This window comes from Pseudomonas sp. NUPR-002, from assembly GCF_056322725.1.
In genome coordinates this window covers 5,171,818-5,188,936 of sequence record NZ_CM150476.1, presented here as the reverse complement: position 1 = coordinate 5,188,936, position 17,119 = coordinate 5,171,818, and the positions used below count along the sequence as shown (strand labels likewise).

16 protein-coding genes are annotated in these 17,119 nt (G+C 61.1%); 15 read left to right on the top strand and 1 reads right to left on the bottom strand.

Annotation, left to right across the window (positions count from 1 at the left end):
• Position 1: 1 nt before the first annotated feature.
• The 15 genes from hscB (at position 2) to ACVWSC_RS23760 (ending at position 14,396) form a co-directional block, all read left to right on the top strand.
• A complete protein-coding gene (gene hscB / locus ACVWSC_RS23830) occupies positions 2-523 on the top strand; it encodes a co-chaperone HscB (RefSeq protein ID WP_442109499.1) in 522 nt (173 codons plus the stop codon).
• 42 nt (positions 524-565) lie between these two features.
• Entirely contained in the window at positions 566-2,428 is a 1,863-nt protein-coding gene (gene hscA / locus ACVWSC_RS23825) for a Fe-S protein assembly chaperone HscA (RefSeq protein ID WP_442109497.1), read from the top strand.
• A 3-nt stretch (positions 2,429-2,431) separates the two neighbouring features.
• Complete coding sequence (gene fdx / locus ACVWSC_RS23820) at positions 2,432-2,773, top strand: ISC system 2Fe-2S type ferredoxin (RefSeq protein ID WP_442109495.1); 342 nt, start codon at positions 2,432-2,434, stop codon at positions 2,771-2,773.
• Positions 2,774-2,785: 12 nt separating this feature from the next.
• Positions 2,786-2,986, top strand: coding sequence for a Fe-S cluster assembly protein IscX (gene iscX / locus ACVWSC_RS23815; RefSeq protein ID WP_028942766.1), 201 nt, complete (start codon positions 2,786-2,788; stop codon positions 2,984-2,986).
• A gap of 91 nt (positions 2,987-3,077) precedes the next feature.
• Positions 3,078-3,503: a nucleoside-diphosphate kinase gene (ndk, locus tag ACVWSC_RS23810; RefSeq protein WP_128322646.1), complete on the top strand. Its 426-nt coding sequence runs from the start codon at positions 3,078-3,080 to the stop codon at positions 3,501-3,503.
• Positions 3,504-3,531: 28 nt separating this feature from the next.
• Positions 3,532-4,677 carry a dual-specificity RNA methyltransferase RlmN gene (gene rlmN / locus ACVWSC_RS23805; protein ID WP_133216619.1) on the top strand — a complete coding sequence of 382 codons (1,146 nt, stop codon included), beginning with the start codon at positions 3,532-3,534 and terminating at the stop codon, positions 4,675-4,677.
• 13 nt (positions 4,678-4,690) lie between these two features.
• Positions 4,691-5,449 (top strand): type IV pilus biogenesis/stability protein PilW, encoded by a 759-nt coding sequence (gene pilW, locus ACVWSC_RS23800; RefSeq protein WP_442109492.1) that lies wholly within the window; start codon positions 4,691-4,693, stop codon positions 5,447-5,449.
• Positions 5,449-6,489, top strand: coding sequence for a RodZ domain-containing protein (locus tag ACVWSC_RS23795; RefSeq protein WP_442109490.1), 1,041 nt, complete (start codon positions 5,449-5,451; stop codon positions 6,487-6,489). Before pilW ends, ACVWSC_RS23795 begins: the two co-directional genes overlap by 1 nt.
• 3 nt (positions 6,490-6,492) lie before the next feature.
• Positions 6,493-7,602 carry a flavodoxin-dependent (E)-4-hydroxy-3-methylbut-2-enyl-diphosphate synthase gene (ispG, locus tag ACVWSC_RS23790; RefSeq protein WP_442109488.1) on the top strand — a complete coding sequence of 370 codons (1,110 nt, stop codon included), beginning with the start codon at positions 6,493-6,495 and terminating at the stop codon, positions 7,600-7,602.
• Positions 7,603-7,626: 24 nt separating this feature from the next.
• Complete coding sequence (gene hisS / locus ACVWSC_RS23785; protein WP_442109486.1) at positions 7,627-8,916, top strand: histidine--tRNA ligase; 1,290 nt, start codon at positions 7,627-7,629, stop codon at positions 8,914-8,916.
• 39 nt (positions 8,917-8,955) lie between these two features.
• Positions 8,956-9,597: a YfgM family protein gene (locus ACVWSC_RS23780; RefSeq protein WP_442109484.1), complete on the top strand. Its 642-nt coding sequence runs from the start codon at positions 8,956-8,958 to the stop codon at positions 9,595-9,597.
• A gap of 1 nt (position 9,598) precedes the next feature.
• Complete coding sequence (gene bamB, locus ACVWSC_RS23775) at positions 9,599-10,741, top strand: outer membrane protein assembly factor BamB (RefSeq protein WP_442114363.1); 1,143 nt, start codon at positions 9,599-9,601, stop codon at positions 10,739-10,741.
• A gap of 116 nt (positions 10,742-10,857) precedes the next feature.
• Positions 10,858-12,321 carry a ribosome biogenesis GTPase Der gene (der, locus tag ACVWSC_RS23770; RefSeq protein ID WP_442109482.1) on the top strand — a complete coding sequence of 488 codons (1,464 nt, stop codon included), beginning with the start codon at positions 10,858-10,860 and terminating at the stop codon, positions 12,319-12,321.
• A 147-nt stretch (positions 12,322-12,468) separates the two neighbouring features.
• The gene (locus tag ACVWSC_RS23765) at positions 12,469-13,617 is read left to right on the top strand and encodes a pyridoxal phosphate-dependent aminotransferase (RefSeq protein ID WP_442109481.1); all 1,149 of its coding nucleotides are present in this window, start codon (positions 12,469-12,471) and stop codon (positions 13,615-13,617) included.
• Positions 13,605-14,396: an amidohydrolase gene (locus ACVWSC_RS23760; protein ID WP_442109480.1), complete on the top strand. Its 792-nt coding sequence runs from the start codon at positions 13,605-13,607 to the stop codon at positions 14,394-14,396. Before ACVWSC_RS23765 ends, ACVWSC_RS23760 begins: the two co-directional genes overlap by 13 nt.
• Positions 14,397-14,465: 69 nt before the next feature.
• Here the strand turns inward: ACVWSC_RS23760 and ACVWSC_RS23755 are convergent, their stop codons facing one another.
• A complete protein-coding gene (locus ACVWSC_RS23755) occupies positions 14,466-17,018 on the bottom strand; it encodes a PepSY domain-containing protein (protein WP_442109479.1) in 2,553 nt (850 codons plus the stop codon).
• Positions 17,019-17,119 lie beyond the last annotated feature (101 nt).

The following is a 17,119-nucleotide window of genomic DNA, read 5'->3' as shown; positions in this document are numbered from 1 at the left end:
CGTGGGTACTCCTTGTCATTTCGCCCTGTTTGACCTGCAACCTGGCTTCCGCCTGGACCTCGACAAGTTGGCCGTTCGCTACCGCGAGCTGGCCCGCGAGGTCCATCCGGATCGCTTCGCCGATGCCTCCGAACGTGAACAGCGCCTGGCGCTGGAGCGTTCGGCTGCACTGAACGAGGCCTACCAGACTCTCAAGAGCGCGCCCCGGCGTGCCCGCTACCTGTTGGCGATCGGCGGTCATGAAGTGCCGCAGGAAGTCACCGTCCACGATCCCGAGTTCCTGTTGCAGCAGATGCAATTGCGCGAAGAACTCGAAGACCTGCAGGACAGTGCCGACCTCGATGGCGTCGCCACCTTCAAGCGTCGCTTGAAGGCCGCTCAGGAAGCGCTCAACGAGGACTTCGCCGCCTGCTGGGATGATGCTGCGCAGCGTGAACAGGCCGAGCGCCTGATGCGCCGCATGCAGTTTCTCGACAAGCTCGCCTATGAAGTGCGCCAGCTGGAAGAGCGCCTCGACGATTAACTCGGCGCTGCCGTTGGCGGCGCCCCTGGTATTCAGATAAGCATGGCCCTACTGCAGATTGCCGAACCCGGTCAGAGTCCTCAGCCGCACCAGCGCCGCCTGGCGGTGGGGATTGACCTTGGTACCACCAACTCCCTGGTTGCCGCCTTGCGCAGCGGCCGTAGCGAGCCCCTGCCTGACGCCCAAGGTCGGGTCATCCTGCCTTCGGCAGTGCGCTATCACGCTGACCACATCGATGTCGGTCAGCAGGCGCGCGATGCTGCTTCCAGCGATCCGCTCAATACCGTGTTGTCGGTCAAGCGCTTTATGGGTCGTGGTCTGGCCGACGTCAAGCAGCTGGGTGAGCAACTGCCTTACCGCTTTGTCGGCGGCGAGTCGCACATGCCGTTCATCGACACCGTCCAGGGTCCGAAGAGCCCGGTGGAAGTCTCGGCTGACATCCTCAAGGTTTTGCGCCAGCGTGCGGAAGAAACCCTGGGTGGCGAGCTGGTCGGTGCGGTCATCACAGTGCCTGCCTATTTCGATGACGCCCAGCGTCAGGCCACCAAAGATGCCGCGCGTCTGGCTGGCCTGAACGTATTGCGCCTGCTCAATGAGCCGACTGCGGCCGCAGTGGCCTACGGTCTGGACCAGAACGCCGAAGGCGTAGTGGCCATCTATGACCTGGGTGGCGGTACGTTTGATATTTCGATCCTGCGCCTGACCGGCGGTGTGTTCGAAGTGCTGGCAACCGGTGGCGATACCGCGTTGGGTGGCGACGATTTCGACCATGCCATCGCCAGCTGGATCGTACAGTCCGCCGGGCTGTCGTCCGACCTCGACCCCAGTGCTCAGCGTCGCCTGTTGGAAACCGCTTGTGCAGCCAAGGAAGCCCTGACCGGCGCCGATGCTGTGACGGTGAGCTACGAAGGTTGGCAAGCCGAGCTGACTCGTGCCGCCTTCGATGCGCTGATCGAGCCGATGATCGCCCGCAGCCTCAAAGCCTGCCGCCGCGCCGTGCGCGACAGCGGCATTGAGCTGGAAGAGGTGAGTGCGGTGGTGATGGTCGGTGGTTCGACCCGAGTGCCCCGCGTGCGCAGCGCTGTTGGTGAGCTGTTCGGTCGTCAACCGCTGACGGATATCGACCCGGACCAGGTGGTTGCCATTGGTGCTGCAATCCAGGCCGATACCCTGGCCGGTAACCGCCGCGATGGTGGCGAGTTGCTGCTGCTGGACGTGATTCCGCTGTCCCTGGGGCTGGAGACCATGGGCGGGCTGATGGAGAAGGTGATTCCGCGCAACACCACCATCCCGGTTGCCCGTGCCCAGGAGTTCACCACCTACAAAGACGGCCAGTCGGCGATGATGATTCACGTGCTGCAAGGTGAGCGTGAACTGATCAGTGACTGCCGCTCGCTGGCGCGCTTCGAACTGCGTGGCATTCCGGCGATGGTGGCCGGTGCGGCGAAAATTCGCGTGACGTTCCAGGTCGACGCCGATGGCTTGCTCAGCGTTTCGGCGCGGGAGTTGGGCTCGGGCGTCGAGTCGAGCATCCAGGTCAAGCCTTCCTACGGCCTGACCGACGGCGAAATTGCCCGCATGCTCAAGGATTCTTTCGAGCATGCCGGTTTCGACAAGGTGGCGCGTCAGTTGCGCGAGCACCAAGTGGATGCCGAGCGCCTGCTTGAAGCGGTGCAAGGCGCGCTGGATGCCGATGGCGAGCGCCTGCTGGATGCCGAAGAGCGTCTGGCCATAGAACAACAGATGCAAGACTTGCGTGATTTGATCAACGGCACCGATGGCGCCGCCATCGAGCAGCAGACCAAGCGTCTGTCGCAGGTGACCGATGCCTTTGCCGCCCGTCGCCTTGATTCGACGGTAAAAGCCGCGTTGGCCGGGCGCAACCTGAATGAGATCGAGGAATAACTGATGCCGCAGGTGATTTTTCTGCCCCACGAGAAGTTCTGTCCGGACGGTATGGTCGTAGAGGCCGAGACCGGTACCTCCCTTCTCGAAGTGGCCCACGACAACCATATCGAGATTGAAAGCGCCTGCGGCGGCGTTTGTGCCTGCACCACGTGCCACTGCGTCATTCGTGAAGGGTTCAATTCGCTCAACGAAGCCGACGAGCTGGAAGAGGACTACCTCGACCGCGCCTGGGGCCTGGAGCCTACCTCGCGCCTGACCTGCCAGGCCAAGGTCGGGACCGAAGACATCACCGTCGAGATTCCCAAGTACTCCCTCAACCACGCCGCCGAAGCGCCGCATTGATCTGGAGCTGACATGAGCCTGAAATGGGTTGATGTACTTGAAATTGCAATTCAGCTTGCCGAAAGCAAGCCGGAAGTCGATCCTCGTTATGTGAATTTCGTCGATCTGCACCAGTGGGTGCTGGCCTTGCCGGAATTCAGTGACGATCCGCAACGTGGTGGCGAGAAGGTTCTCGAAGCCATCCAGGCGGCCTGGATCGAAGAAGCCGACTGAGCGCGCTCAGCAGGTTAGGCAATCCCCCAGAACCCGCGTATAATTCGCGGGTTTAATTTTTCGCTTCACTCAACGTTTCTGGAGTTTCACCATGGCTGTTCAACGTACTTTCTCCATCATCAAGCCTGACGCCGTTGCCAAGAACGTGATCGGCAAGATCACCACTCGCTTCGAAGACGCCGGCCTGAAAATCGTTGCCTCGAAAATCAAGCAACTGTCCAAAGCCGAAGCTGAAGGCTTCTACGCTGAGCACAGCGCTCGTGGTTTCTTCGGCGACCTGGTTGCCTTCATGACTTCCGGTCCAGTAGTTGTTCAGGTTCTGGAAGGCGAAAACGCTATCGCTCTGAACCGTGAGCTGATGGGCGCTACCAACCCTAAAGAAGCTGCTCCAGGCACCATCCGCGCTGACTTCGCTGAATCCATCGACGCCAACGCTGTTCACGGTTCGGACTCCGAAGCCGCTGCTGCTCGCGAAATCGCTTACTTCTTCGCAGCTACCGAGGTAACCACTCGCTAAGCGAAAGCTTACGGGTGAGGGTGAATCCATGACGACATCGACTGGCAAAACTAACCTGTTGGGGCTAACCCAGCCGGAAATGGAAAAATTCTTCGACTCAATCGGGGAGAAGCGTTTCCGTGCCGGTCAGGTAATGAAATGGATTCACCACTTTGGCGTCGATGATTTCGACGCCATGACCAACGTCGGCAAGGCCTTGCGCGAAAAGCTCAAGGAAGTTGCCGAGGTTCGCGGTCCGGAAGTGGTCAGCGAGGACATCTCCAGCGACGGTACCCGCAAGTGGGTCGTGCGTGTGGCGTCCGGCAGCTGCGTCGAGACCGTGTACATCCCCCAGGGCAAGCGTGGCACCTTGTGTGTCTCATCTCAGGCCGGTTGCGCCCTGGACTGCAGTTTCTGCTCCACCGGCAAGCAAGGTTTCAATAGCAACCTCACCGCCGCCGAAGTCATCGGCCAGGTGTGGATTGCCAACAAGTCGTTCGGCACCGTACCGGCAAAAATCGACCGTGCCATCACCAACGTGGTGATGATGGGCATGGGCGAGCCGCTGCTGAACTTCGACAACGTAGTCGCCGCCATGCACCTGATGATGGACGACCTCGGCTACGGTATTTCCAAGCGCCGGGTGACGTTGTCCACCTCCGGCGTGGTCCCGATGATCGAAGAGCTGGCCAAGCACATCGACGTCTCCCTGGCCCTGTCGCTGCACGCGCCGAACGATGCGCTGCGCAACGAACTGGTGCCGATCAACAAAAAGTACCCGCTCAAGGTTCTGCTCGAAGCGTGCATGAACTACATGTCGCAACTGGGCGAAAAGCGTGTACTGACCATTGAGTACACCTTGCTCAAGGACGTCAACGACAAGCTCGAACACGCCGTGGAAATGGCCGAGCTGCTCAAGAACGTACCGTGCAAGATCAACCTGATTCCGTTCAACCCGTTCCCGCATTCCGGTTACGAGCGGCCGAGCAACAACGCCATCCGCCGTTTCCAGGACCACTTGCATCATGCCGGCTACAACGTGACGGTGCGCACCACCCGTGGTGAAGACATCGATGCGGCCTGTGGCCAGTTGGTTGGGCAGGTGATGGACCGCACCCGCCGCAGCGAGCGCTACATCGCCGTGCGTCAGTTGAACGCCGACGGCGACCTGCAAGACAGCGCCGTTCGCAACTGAAGAGAGGAACTCCATGACCTTGCGCGTCGCGCTGTCGATCCTGTCGCTCGCCCTGCTTGCAGGCTGCGTGTCCAGCGGGAGTCCGGACACGCTGACGAGTCGCGAGGGTCGAGCGCAGGCCGGTCAGGCCTACGTTCAGTTGGGGTTGGGATATTTGCAACAAGGTTTGACCGAACAAGCCAAAGCGCCTCTGAAAAAGGCGCTTGATCTCGATAGCCAGGACGCCGCTGCAAACGGTGCCCTGGCTTTGGTGTATCAGGCCGAAGACGAGCCGGAGCTGGCCCAGAAGCACTATCAAAAGGCCCTGGCCAGTCGCCCGGACGACACACGAGTCCGTAACAATTACGGCAGTTTCCTTTATGCTCAGGGGCAATACGCGCTGGCGCAGCAGATGTTTGCCCAAGCCGCAGCCGATACCCTGTATCCTGAGCGTTCACGGGTATTCGAGAGCCTTGGCCTGACGGCCTTGCGGCTTGGTCAGCGCGATCAGGCCCAGGAGTATCTGGTAAAAGCGTTACGGCTCAACCAGCAGCAACCACGCGCGTTGCTGGAAATGGCTGAGTTGTCTTACGAAGACAGGCATTATGTGCCGGCCCGAGACTACTACGATCGTTTCAGCCAGCTGAGCGACCACAGTGCCCGCAGCTTGTTGCTGGGCAGTCGCCTGGCCAGCGTCTTCGATGAACGGAACATGGCCAAGGAGTTGGGCCTGCAATTACAACGACTTTATCCCGGTACGCCGGAATATCAGCAATACCTGTCGGAGCAATGATGAAAGCGGCGCATCCCGAAGTAGCAGCAGCGACTCGCGAGAATCCAGGTGAAACTCTGCGTCAGGCCCGAGAGAACAGGGGCTGGTCGCAGGCCGAAGTGGCTCACAAGTTGAACCTCACCGTGAGTTCCCTGAACAACCTTGAAACCGGCGCCTTCGACAAGCTGCCAGGGCACACCTTTGCCCGTGGCTACATCCGCGCCTACGCCAAACTGCTGGATATGGACCAGGCTGTCCTGGTGCAAGCCTTCGACCAGTGCACGGGGACCGACGCCCAGGGCAGCGATGTGCACGCGCTGGGGCGTATCGAAGAGCCGGTACGTCTGTCGCACAATATTCTGCGTGTGGTCAGCCTGTTGCTGTTGGTCGTGGTGATCGGCGGTGGTTTCTTCTGGTGGCAGGATCAAAGCAGCCAGCGCAGCAAAGACCTGGTCAACATGGCCCTGGAGCACGTCGAGGTCGAAAGCGCCGACGGCACCACCCAGATCCATCCACTGGACGAGCCGGAAGACCAGGCGGTCAACGCTGCGCAGCAAGCACAGACCACACCGCTGACGCTGGATCCAGCCCCGGCGACCACGGAATCCGCTGAAACCGCACCTGCGCCACAGGCGCCAGAGAGCACTGCAGTTGCTCCTGCCGTACCTGCAGCCACCGCGGTAGCGCCTGTCGCACCGGTTGCCGCAGTGCCAGCACCAGCGCCAACACCTGCTCCGGTCGTGCCTGCCGCTCCGGTGGTCGCCGCTGCTACCCCAGCCGCTACCCCGGCCCCTGTAGCATCGGCTCCGGCTCCAGCCGGCAGTGCCAAGCTGCATGTGCAATTCACTGCCGATTGCTGGACTTCGGTCACTGACGGCAACGGCAAGGTGCTGTTCAGCGCTATCAAGCGCAAGGGCGACAGCCTGGACCTGACCGGCAAACCGCCGTTTGCAGTACGCCTGGGCTTTGCCCGGGGTGCGCAGGTCAGCTACAACGGCCAGCCTGTTGACGTTGCGCCGTTCACCAGTGGCGAGACTGCTCGCCTGAAGTTGGGACAATAAGTCATGCACGGCGAATCACCGATCAAACGTCGCGAATCGCGAAAAATCTGGGTAGGTAATGTACCTGTCGGCGGCGATGCCCCCATCGCCGTCCAGAGCATGACCAACACCGACACCAATGACGTTGCTGCCACCGTGGCGCAAATCAATCGCCTGGTAGATGCTGGCGTCGATATTGTCCGTGTCTCGGTACCGGACATGGACGCCGCAGAGGCCTTCGGCCGCATCAAGCAGCAGGTCAGCGTGCCGTTGGTCGCCGACATTCACTTCGACTACCGCATCGCCCTGCGCGTGGCTGAACTGGGTGTTGATTGCCTGCGTATCAACCCGGGCAACATCGGCCGTGAAGATCGCGTCAAGGCAGTGGTTGATGCTGCGCGCGACCGCGGTATTCCGATCCGCATCGGCGTCAACGCCGGTTCCCTGGAAAAAGACCTGCAGAAAAAATACGGCGAGCCTACTCCAGCCGCATTGGTCGAGTCGGCCATGCGTCATGTCGAGCACCTCGACCGCCTGGATTTCCAGGACTTCAAGGTCAGCGTCAAGGCCTCCGACGTGTTCATGGCCGTCGAAGCCTACCGCCTGTTGGCCAAACAGATCGTTCAGCCGCTGCACCTGGGCATCACCGAAGCCGGTGGTCTGCGTTCGGGCACGGTGAAATCCGCTGTCGGCCTCGGTATGCTGCTCGCCGAAGGAATTGGCGATACTATTCGCATTTCCCTGGCGGCTGATCCGGTTGAGGAAGTCAAAGTCGGTTACGACATCCTCAAGTCCCTGCACCTGCGTTCGCGTGGCATCAACTTCATCGCCTGCCCGAGCTGCTCGCGGCAGAACTTCGATGTGGTGAAAACCATGAACGAGCTGGAAGGGCGCCTGGAAGACTTGCTGGTACCGATGGACGTGGCCGTGATTGGCTGTGTGGTCAACGGTCCTGGTGAAGCCAAGGAAGCCCATGTCGGGCTGACCGGTGGTACGCCGAACCTGATCTACATCGATGGCAAGCCGTCGCAGAAGCTGACCAATGACAACCTGGTCGATGAGCTGGAAAGGCTCATCCGCCAGAAAGCGGCCGAAAAGGCCGAAGCCGACGCGGCGTTGATCGCCCGTGGCTGATACCCAGATTCGTAAGGACTTTTCGTGAGCAAATCGCTGCAAGCCATCCGTGGCATGAACGACCTCCTGCCCGAGCAGACTCCACTGTGGCGCTACTTCGAGAGCACCGTGGCCGGCCTGCTGGACACCTACGGCTATCGTCAGATCCGCACGCCGATCGTCGAGTTCACCGAGCTGTTCAAACGCTCGATCGGTGAAGTGACCGACATCGTCGAAAAAGAGATGTACACCTTTGCCGACCGTAACGGTGACTCCCTGACCCTGCGCCCGGAAGGCACCGCAGCCTGTGTGCGCGCTGTGCTCGAACACGGTATCACTGGCGGTGGCCAGGTGCAGAAGCTGTGGTACATCGGCCAGATGTTCCGCCACGAGCGCCCGCAGAAAGGTCGTTATCGCCAGTTCAACCAGATCGGCGTCGAAGTCTTCAACCTCGACGGCCCGGACATCGATGCCGAGCTGATCGTGCTGACCTGGCGCCTGTGGGGCCTTTTGGGCATCCGTGACGCAGTCAAGCTTGAACTCAACAGCCTGGGCACCAGCGAAGCGCGTGCTCGCTACCGTGATGCGCTGGTCGAGTTCCTCTCGGCGCGTCTGGAGCAACTGGACGAAGACAGCCAGCGTCGCCTGAAAACCAACCCGCTGCGCATCCTCGACAGTAAAGATGCCAACACCCAGGCGGTACTGGTCGGCGCGCCGAAGCTTGAAGACTACCTGGACGAAGAGTCGCGGGTGCATTTCGAAGGCCTGAAGGCCCGACTGGATGCCGCCGGTATTCCGTTCGTGATCAACACCAAGCTGGTGCGTGGTCTGGACTACTACAGCAAGACGGTGTTCGAGTGGGTCACTGACAAACTCGGCTCGCAAGGCACTGTGTGTGCCGGTGGCCGCTACGATGGCCTGGTTGAGCAAATGGGCGGCAAGCCGACCCCGGGTGTTGGTTTCGCCATGGGTATCGAGCGTCTGATTTTGCTGCTGGAAACCCTGGAACAAGTGCCGGAGTCGATCAACCGCACCGTCGACGTCTACCTGTGCGCCTTCGGCGAGCAGGCGGAGCTGGCGGGCTTGACCCTGGCCGAGCGTCTGCGTGATCGCCTGCCGAACCTGCGTTTGCAGGTCAACGCCGGTGCTGGCAGCTTCAAGAGCCAGTTCAAGAAGGCCGACAAGAGTAATGCGCTGTTCGCCTTGATCCTGGGGGACGACGAACTGGCGCAACAAGTGGTAGGTTTCAAACCCCTGCGTGGCCAGGGCGAACAACAAAACATTGCCTGGGATGCTCTGGCAGAGCACCTGGAAGCTTCCCTCGCGCAGGCGTGAAGCGGTTCAACAGCCGATTTGGTGAAAAGGAGTATTGGGGTGTCGAGTACCGATGATGAACAGCTGGCGGCATTCAAGGACTGGTGGCAGCGCAACGGCAAGCCACTGGTAACCGGCGGCCTGCTGGCACTGGTGATAGTGTTTGGCTGGCAAGCCTTCCAGAAGTACCAGGGCAACCAGTCGCAAGGCGCCTCGAACCTTTATCAGGCCCTGCTGGAAACCACCCTGACGCCAAGTGGCGAACCGGATGCTGCCAAGGTTGCTGAACTGTCCGGCAAACTCAAGAACGAGTTTGGCGGTTCTGCCTACGCCCAGTACGGCAGCCTGTTCGTGGCCAAGGTCGCGGTCGAGGCCAACAAGCTTGATGATGCTGCAGCCGAACTCAAGGCTATCGTCGACAAGCCAGCCGACGCGACCCTGGGCGAAATCGCCCGTCAGCGCCTGGCACGTGTGATGGCTGCCCAGGGCAAGGCTGAAGACGCACTGAAACTGCTCGATGGCGACGCCGATAAAGCGTTCCTGGCCAGCCGCGAAGAGCTCAAAGGTGACTTGCTGGTACAGCTGGGGCGTGCTGCTGATGCGCATGCCGCTTATGAAAAGGCCAAGGCCGCGCTGTCTGATGACGCTGCGATCGGTGGTTTGCAACTCAAGCTCGACGACCTGGCCAAAGGGGATGCGTGACGTGATCGGTTGGAAACATGCAGCAGTGCTGACCCTGGCCCTTCTGGCCGTGGGTTGCAGCAGCAATAGCAAAAAGGAATTGCCACCGGCCGAGCTGACCAAGTTCACCGAGGAAGTGGTCCTGAAGAAGCAGTGGAGCCGTTCGATCGGTGACGGTCAGGGCGAATCCTTCAATATGCTGGTCCCGGCGATCGAGAATGATCGTATCTACGCTGCCGATGTAACCGGCATCGTAATGGCCATGGATCGCAACAACGGTGACGTGGCCTGGAAAAAGGACCTTGAACTGCCTGTTTCCGGCGCGGTAGGTGTCGGTTATGGCCTGGTCATGCTCGGCACCCTGCGTGGCGATGTGATCGCGCTGGATGCCAGCACTGGTGAAGAGCGCTGGCGCTCGCGGGTGACCAGTGAAGTACTGGCGCCGCCTGCCAGCAACGGTGACGTTGTGGTCGTGCAAACCCAGGACGACCGCGTGATTGGCCTGGACGCCAGCACCGGTGATCGCCGCTGGATCTACGAAAGCACTCCGGCAGTACTGACCCTGCGCGGTACCGGTGCGCCAATCGTGACCAACCATCTGGCGGTCGCGGGCCTGTCCACTGGTAAAGTCGTCGCACTCGATACCCGTAACGGTGTGCCGGTGTGGGAACAGCGTGTCGCTATTCCGCAAGGCCGCTCTGAGCTTGACCGTGTTGTCGACATCGACGGTGGCCTGCTGCTGTCTGGCGGTACCCTGTACGTGACCAGCTATCAGGGGCGCGTTGCCGGCCTTGATCTGGAAAGCGGCCGGGTGCTGTGGCAGCGCGATGCCTCCAGCTACAACGGTGTGGCCCAGGGCTTCGGTAACGTCTACGTGAGCCTGGCTTCGGGTACCGTGGAAAGTATCGATGAGCGCTCTTCGAGTGCGCTGTGGACCAACGATTCGCTGGCCCGTCGTCAGCTGTCGGCGCCGGAAGTGTTCTCCAGCTACGTAGCGGTGGGTGACCTGGAAGGCTACCTGCACCTGCTCAGCCAGGTTGATGGTCGCTTCGTCGGTCGTGAGCGTATCGATAGCGATGGCCTGCGTGCCCGTCCGCTGGTGGTGGGTGACACCATCTATGTGTACGGCAACAGCGGCAAGCTCGAGGCGCTGACCATCCGCTGAGGCTATGCTTGAGGCCGTACAGGCCTCGGGCTGCGGCACTTTGGGTGCCGCCCGAACTCCGGCCGCTGCAGTGCAGCGGCCTTTGTATTTTCTGAATTTATGCAATGGAGAGCCGCATGGTTCCCGTAATCGCCCTGGTGGGCCGACCGAACGTCGGTAAATCCACCATGTTCAACCGCCTGACCAAGACCCGCGATGCAATCGTCGGCGATCTGTCCGGGCTGACTCGTGACCGCCAGTACGGTGAAGCCCGCTGGCAGGGCCGCACCTACATCCTGATCGACACCGGTGGTATCACCGGCGACGAAGTGGGCATGGACGAGAAAATGGCCGAGCAATCGCTGATGGCCATCGAAGAAGCCGACTACGTGCTGTTCCTGGTCGACGCTCGCGCCGGTATGACCGCAGCCGACCAGATGATTGCCGAGCACCTGCGCAAGCGCAACAAGCAGTCGTTCCTGGTGGCCAACAAGATCGACAACATCGATCCGGACACCGCCCGCGCCGAGTTCGCGCCGATGGGCATGGGCAACGCCATTCCGGTGGCTGGCTCTCAGGGCCGCGGCATCAACGGCCTGATGGAGCTGGTGCTGGGCGAAGTCCCACGTGACAAGGAAGACGAAGCCCTCGACGAGGACGTCGCCGAAGGCGAGGAAGCCGTGCGCATTCCGGGGCCGAGCGAAAAAGATGGGATCAAGATCGCCATCATCGGTCGTCCGAACGTCGGCAAATCGACCCTGGTCAACCGCATGCTCGGCGAAGAACGTGTGGTGGTGTACGACGAGCCGGGCACCACGCGTGACAGTATCTACATCCCGTTCGAGCGTGATGAAGAGAAGTACACCCTGATTGACACCGCCGGGGTGCGCAAGCGCGGCAAGATCCACGAAGAAGTTGAAAAGTTCTCCGTAGTCAAAACCCTGCAGGCGATCAAAGACGCCAACGTGGTGATTTTCGTCATGGACGCCCGTGAAGGCGTGGTTGACCATGACCTCAACCTGCTGGGCTTCGCCCTGGAAGCCGGTCGTGCCATCGTCATCGCCCTGAACAAGTGGGACGGCATGCAGCCGAGCGAGCGCGACTATGTGAAGACCGAGCTTGAGCGCCGGTTGTTCTTCGTCGACTTCGCTGACATCCACTTCATCTCGGCGCTGCATGGCACTGGCGTGGGCAACCTGTACAAATCGGTACAGGCTTCGTTCAAGTCGGCGGTGACCCGCTGGCCGACCAGCCGCCTGACCCAGATCCTCGAAGACGCGGTCAGCGATCACCAGCCGCCGATGGTCAATGGTCGCCGGATCAAGCTGCGCTACGCCCACCTGGGTGGCGCCAACCCGCCGATCATCGTGATCCACGGTAACCAGGTCGAGAAAGTACCCAAGTCCTACTCGCGCTACCTGGAAAACACCTACCGCCGGGTACTCAAGCTGGTCGGTACGCCGATCCGTATCGAGTACAAAGGCAGTGACAACCCGTATGAAGGCAACAAGAACACCTTGACTGACCGTCAGGTCAACAAGAAGCGTCGCTTGATGTCGCACCACAAGAAAGCTGAGAAGAAGCGCAGAGACAAGCGCTGAGTGTATCGCGGGGCAAGCCCGCTCCTACAGTAGGAGCGGGCTTGCCCCGCGATCAGGCTGCGACGGTTACAACCTTTTTCCTGACCATTCAATCCGCTATGCTCGTTCCCTTGAACGCCGGATTGTTCTGCAGGAAAAGAGGGCTCCATGATCAGCAGCAAGTTGCCGAATGTCGGCACGACCATCTTTACCACCATGTCCCAACTCGCCGTGCAAACCGGCGCCTTGAACCTGTCTCAAGGGTTCCCTGATTTCAACGGCCCGCAAGCCCTGCTTGATGCGGTAGGTCGGCATGTCAGTGCCGGTCACAACCAATATTGCCCGATGACCGGCCTGCCGGCGTTGCGTCAGCAAGTGGCGAGCAAAATTGCTCGTAGCTATGGCGTCAGTGTCGATGCCGAGACAGAAATCACCATCACCCCAGGCGCTACCGAGGCGATCTTCTGCGCTATCCATGCGGTGGTTCGCAGTGGTGATGAAGTGATTGTCTTCGACCCGTGCTACGACAGCTACGAGCCTGCGGTTGAACTGGCCGGCGGGCGTTGTATGCATGTGCAGCTCACTGACGGCCAATTTGCCATCGACTGGCAGAAGCTTACCGACGCGCTAAGCCCACGTACGCGCATGATCATTCTCAACTCGCCACACAACCCCAGTGGTGCGCTGATCAGCCGCGACGACCTGGACAAGCTGGCGTTGTTGATTGCCGAGCGCGACATTTACCTGATCAGCGACGAAGTGTATGAGCACCTGGTGTTCGACGGTGTGCAGCATGCCAGTGTGCTGAGCGTTGAAGCGCTGTACCAGCGTGCCTTCGTGGTCAGTTCGTTTGGCAAGACTTACCATGTTACCGGCTGGAAAACCGGCTATGTGGTCGCGCCACCGGCCTTGAGCAGCGAGTTGCGCAAGGTCCATCAGTACGTCAACTTCTGCGGTGTGACACCGTTGCAATGGGCATTGGCCGACTTCATGGCCGAGCATCCTGAGCATGTCGAAGAGCTGCCGGGTTTTTACCAGGCCAAGCGCGACTTGTTCTGCGACCTGCTGGAAGCGTCGCGTTTCCAGTTCAGCCGAACCCGCGGCACCTACTTTCAGCTGGTCGACTACTCGGCGATTCGCCCGGACCTCAACGATGTCGAGATGTCGCTGTGGCTCACCCGTGAGCACGGCGTGGCGACCATTCCGGTGTCGGTGTTCTACCAGCAAGCCATTCCCAAACAGCGCCTGGTGCGCCTGTGTTTTGCCAAACGCGAGGAGACGCTGCGCCAGGCAGCGGAGAAGCTATGCGCGATCTGAGTGCTCTGCCTAATCTGAAAGTTGCCTTGGTCCAGACCACCTTGGCCTGGCACGACCGTCTGGCCAACTACGAGCATTTCGAAACCCTGTTGGAGCAAGCCCGAGGGGCTGACCTGATCATCCTGCCGGAGATGTTCACCACAGGCTTTTCAATGGAGTCCGAGAGCCTGGCCGAACCGGAAAACGGCCCGACCTATAAGTGGCTGAAAAGCCAGGCGAAGAAGCTCGATGCAGTGGTAACCGGCAGTGTGATTATCCAGACCGCTGATGGTAGCCACCGCAATCGCTTGCTCTGGGCCCGACCGGATGGCGAGATCCTGTTCTACGACAAGCGCCACCTGTTCCGCATGGCCGGTGAGCACAAGCACTACACCCCGGGCGAGCGTCAGGTGCAGTTCGAGGTCAAGGGCTGGCGGGTGCGCACGCTGATTTGCTATGACCTGCGTTTCCCGGTGTGGAGCCGTGACGCGCAAGACACCGACCTGTTGCTGTACACCGCCAACTGGCCAGCGGCACGTCGTCAGCACTGGAACCGTTTGTTGCCAGCTCGGGGGATTGAGAACCTGTGTTATGTGGCGGCGGTGAATCGGGTAGGTACTGATGGTAAGGGTTTCGCCTATTCGGGCGACAGCCAGGTCCTGGACTTTCAGGGCGAGAGCTTGCTGAGTGCGGGGGAGGCGGACGGGGTGTTTACCGTGGTGTTGAGCTCGGCCGATCTGGCGGCGTATCGCACGCGCTTTCCGGCTAATCTGGATGCCGATACCTTCGAACTGCATTGAACGCAATCGCGGGGCAAGCCCGCTCCTACAGCGTTTATTCCTGTAGGAGCGGGCTTGCCCCGCGATCACTCAATACACATCGCGCCGATAACGCCCCGCCTCGATCAACTGCTCGACCCGAGCAGCCCCAAGCACTTCATTGAGCACTGCATCGACACCACTGGCCATGCCTTGCAGGCTGCCGCAGATGTAGATCGACGCGCCCTCATCCAGCCAGCGACGCAATTCAACTGCCTGTTCACGCAAGCGATCCTGCACGTAGACCTTGTGTGCCTGATCGCGCGAGAAGGCCAGGTCTAACCGCGCCAGTTCACCGGTACGCACCCAGTCTTGCAGTTCATCACCACAGAGGAAGTCGTGCGCCTGGTTACGCTCGCCGAACAACAACCAGTTGCGCTGCTCACCGGCTGCGATGCGGGCTTTGAGCAGGCTGCGCAAGCCGGCCAGGCCGGTGCCGTTACCGATCAAGATCATCGGTGTTGCCGGCGCCGGCACGTGGAAGCCGCTGTTGTTGCGCAGGCGCAAGCTGACGCTGTTATCCACCGCCAGGTATTCGGTCAGCCAGCCTGAACCCAGGCCCAGGCTGCCATCGGGGTGGCGTTCCTGGCGCACAATCAGTTCCAGCACGCCATCGCTGGCGATCGAGGCAATCGAGTATTCACGCGCTGCCAGTGGAATCAGGGCATCCACCAGGGCCTGGGCGTGCAAGCCGACCAAGTGCTCGCGGCTGCTGGGCAACTGGCGGCTGCCCAGCGCTTGCAGCAGGCTCTCCTGCAGGCCGTCGACCTCGACCCGCGCTTGGCCATCCAGGCCCAGCCCGCGCAGGAACTGCTCAACACTGTGCGGGTTGTTGCGCGGCAGGATTTCCACCAGATCACCGGCCTGCCACTGCGTGGGTTGCGGCGGCGTCAGCCCCAGCAAGTAAACCGACGAGCCTTGGCTGCCGGGGTTCATCAACTGGCGCTGAGTCAGCGTCCAGTTGTCGAATACCGGTGCCTGCCACGCGGCGGGTGGCGTGCTGCCGGTCAGTTGTGCCAGTTTCTGCTGCCATAGCTGCAGGGACGCCGGGTCGGCACTGTCGACTTCCACCGGGGCGAAGGCACTGGTGGCGCCACGCTCGCCAAGCCATGCCTGCAGACGGCGGGCGAACCCACAGAACTGTGGGTACTGGCGGTCGCCCAAGGCCAACAGGGCGTAGTTGAGGTTGCTCAGCGCCCACGGTTGGCCGAGCACTTTGCGCTCGAAACCGCGCGCACTGTCGGGGGCTTCACCATCACCGAAGGTACTGACCACGAACACCGCGCGTTCAGCCTGGTGCAGATCATTTTCGGTCAGCTCGGCCAGTGGACGTACCTGCACGGGCACCCCGGCGGCCTGCAGTTGGCCAGCGGTTTGCCAGGCCAGTTGTTCGGCAAAACCGCTCTGGCTGGCGAAGCCCACCAACCAGCTGTTGCCTTGCGTTTCGGCAGGCCGCAGGTTGCTGCGCGCCGCACGTACCTGGCGTTTTTTGCGCCGACGATCGAGGTACAGCAACCAGCCGGTCACGAAGAACAGCGGCATGGTCAGGCTGGCGATGGCAAACAGAATGCGTCCGGTCAGGCCAAAATAGCTGCCCACGTGCAACGCGTAGACGCTGGCGAGCAATTGCGCCTTGAAGGACTTGTCGTCATAGCGTTCGACCTTTTTCACCTGGCCGTTGGCCGGGTCGAAGGTCAGGGTGTTGAAGGCGCGTTCGTGCGCGGCGCCTTCAAGGCGGTAGAACAACATCGCGGGCTGGCCGCCGGCTGGTGGCAGGCGCAGGTTGTAGTTGCTCATCTTCGGGCCGGCGACAGCCTGCAGGCTGGCCCACACCGCGTCATAGTCAACCACCAGCGGCTTGGCGTCTTTGCCCGGTGCGCCGCCTGGGCGCCCGCGGCCTTCACCACGCTTGTGCTGTTCGCCTGCCGCCGGGGCATCGGCGAGCAGTTTGTTCAGGCCTTCGCGGTACCATTCATACGACCAGAACAGGCCGGTGAGGGCGAACAGCAGGTAGAACAGCAGGCACCAGGTACCGAACACGGCATGCAGATCCCAGTTGAACGCGCGGCCTTTCCGGGCCCAGTCCAGGGTCAGCCAGGTGCGCCAGTTCAGCGCCTGGCGCGGCCAGCGCAGGTACAAGCCGGATAGGCAGAAGAAAATCAGCATCAAGGTGCAGGCACCGGTGATCTGTCGGCCAGTGTCGCCCATGGCCAGGAAACGGTGCAGTTGCAGCATTAGGTCGAAGAAGGCCTGACCGCTGACCTCGCCCTGGAGTTTGCCGGTATAGGGGTCGGCGTAGCGCATCAAGCCGCGGCGCTCGCCGGGCGGTGGGGTGAAGAACACGCGTGCGGCCGTGTCGCCTTCAGAGGCCACCGACAGCATCGCCACCTTGTCACCTTGCTCGGCTTCGATCCGGCGCACCAGTTCGGGCATTGGCAACACGCCTTCCTGGCGTACCTCGACCTTGAGCACGTCGGGGTTGAACAGGCGCAGCAGTTCATCCTGGAACGCCCAGATTGCCCCGGTAACTCCCATCAAGGCCAGCACCAGGCCGGCAGTGATGCCGAAGAACCAGTGCAGTTGAAACAGGGATTTCTTCAGCACATCTATCACCTTGTCTTGCTGCAAATGCGAATGCGACGCGTATTATGCCCTGATACACGAAAGCCCCGCTCACCGAAGTGAACGGGGCTTGCTGGTCAGCG

Coding starts and splice junctions, on each gene's coding strand:
- hscA (WP_442109497.1), top strand. CDS start 566: ATGGCCCTACTGCAGATTGCCGAACCCGGTCAGAGTCCTCAGCCGCAC.
- ACVWSC_RS23765 (WP_442109481.1), top strand. CDS start 12,469: ATGATCAGCAGCAAGTTGCCGAATGTCGGCACGACCATCTTTACCACC.
- ACVWSC_RS23760 (WP_442109480.1), top strand. CDS start 13,605: ATGCGCGATCTGAGTGCTCTGCCTAATCTGAAAGTTGCCTTGGTCCAG.
- der (WP_442109482.1), top strand. CDS start 10,858: ATGGTTCCCGTAATCGCCCTGGTGGGCCGACCGAACGTCGGTAAATCC.
- fdx (WP_442109495.1), top strand. CDS start 2,432: ATGCCGCAGGTGATTTTTCTGCCCCACGAGAAGTTCTGTCCGGACGGT.
- ACVWSC_RS23795 (WP_442109490.1), top strand. CDS start 5,449: ATGAAAGCGGCGCATCCCGAAGTAGCAGCAGCGACTCGCGAGAATCCA.
- ndk (WP_128322646.1), top strand. CDS start 3,078: ATGGCTGTTCAACGTACTTTCTCCATCATCAAGCCTGACGCCGTTGCC.
- rlmN (WP_133216619.1), top strand. CDS start 3,532: ATGACGACATCGACTGGCAAAACTAACCTGTTGGGGCTAACCCAGCCG.
- pilW (WP_442109492.1), top strand. CDS start 4,691: ATGACCTTGCGCGTCGCGCTGTCGATCCTGTCGCTCGCCCTGCTTGCA.
- iscX (WP_028942766.1), top strand. CDS start 2,786: ATGAGCCTGAAATGGGTTGATGTACTTGAAATTGCAATTCAGCTTGCC.
- ispG (WP_442109488.1), top strand. CDS start 6,493: ATGCACGGCGAATCACCGATCAAACGTCGCGAATCGCGAAAAATCTGG.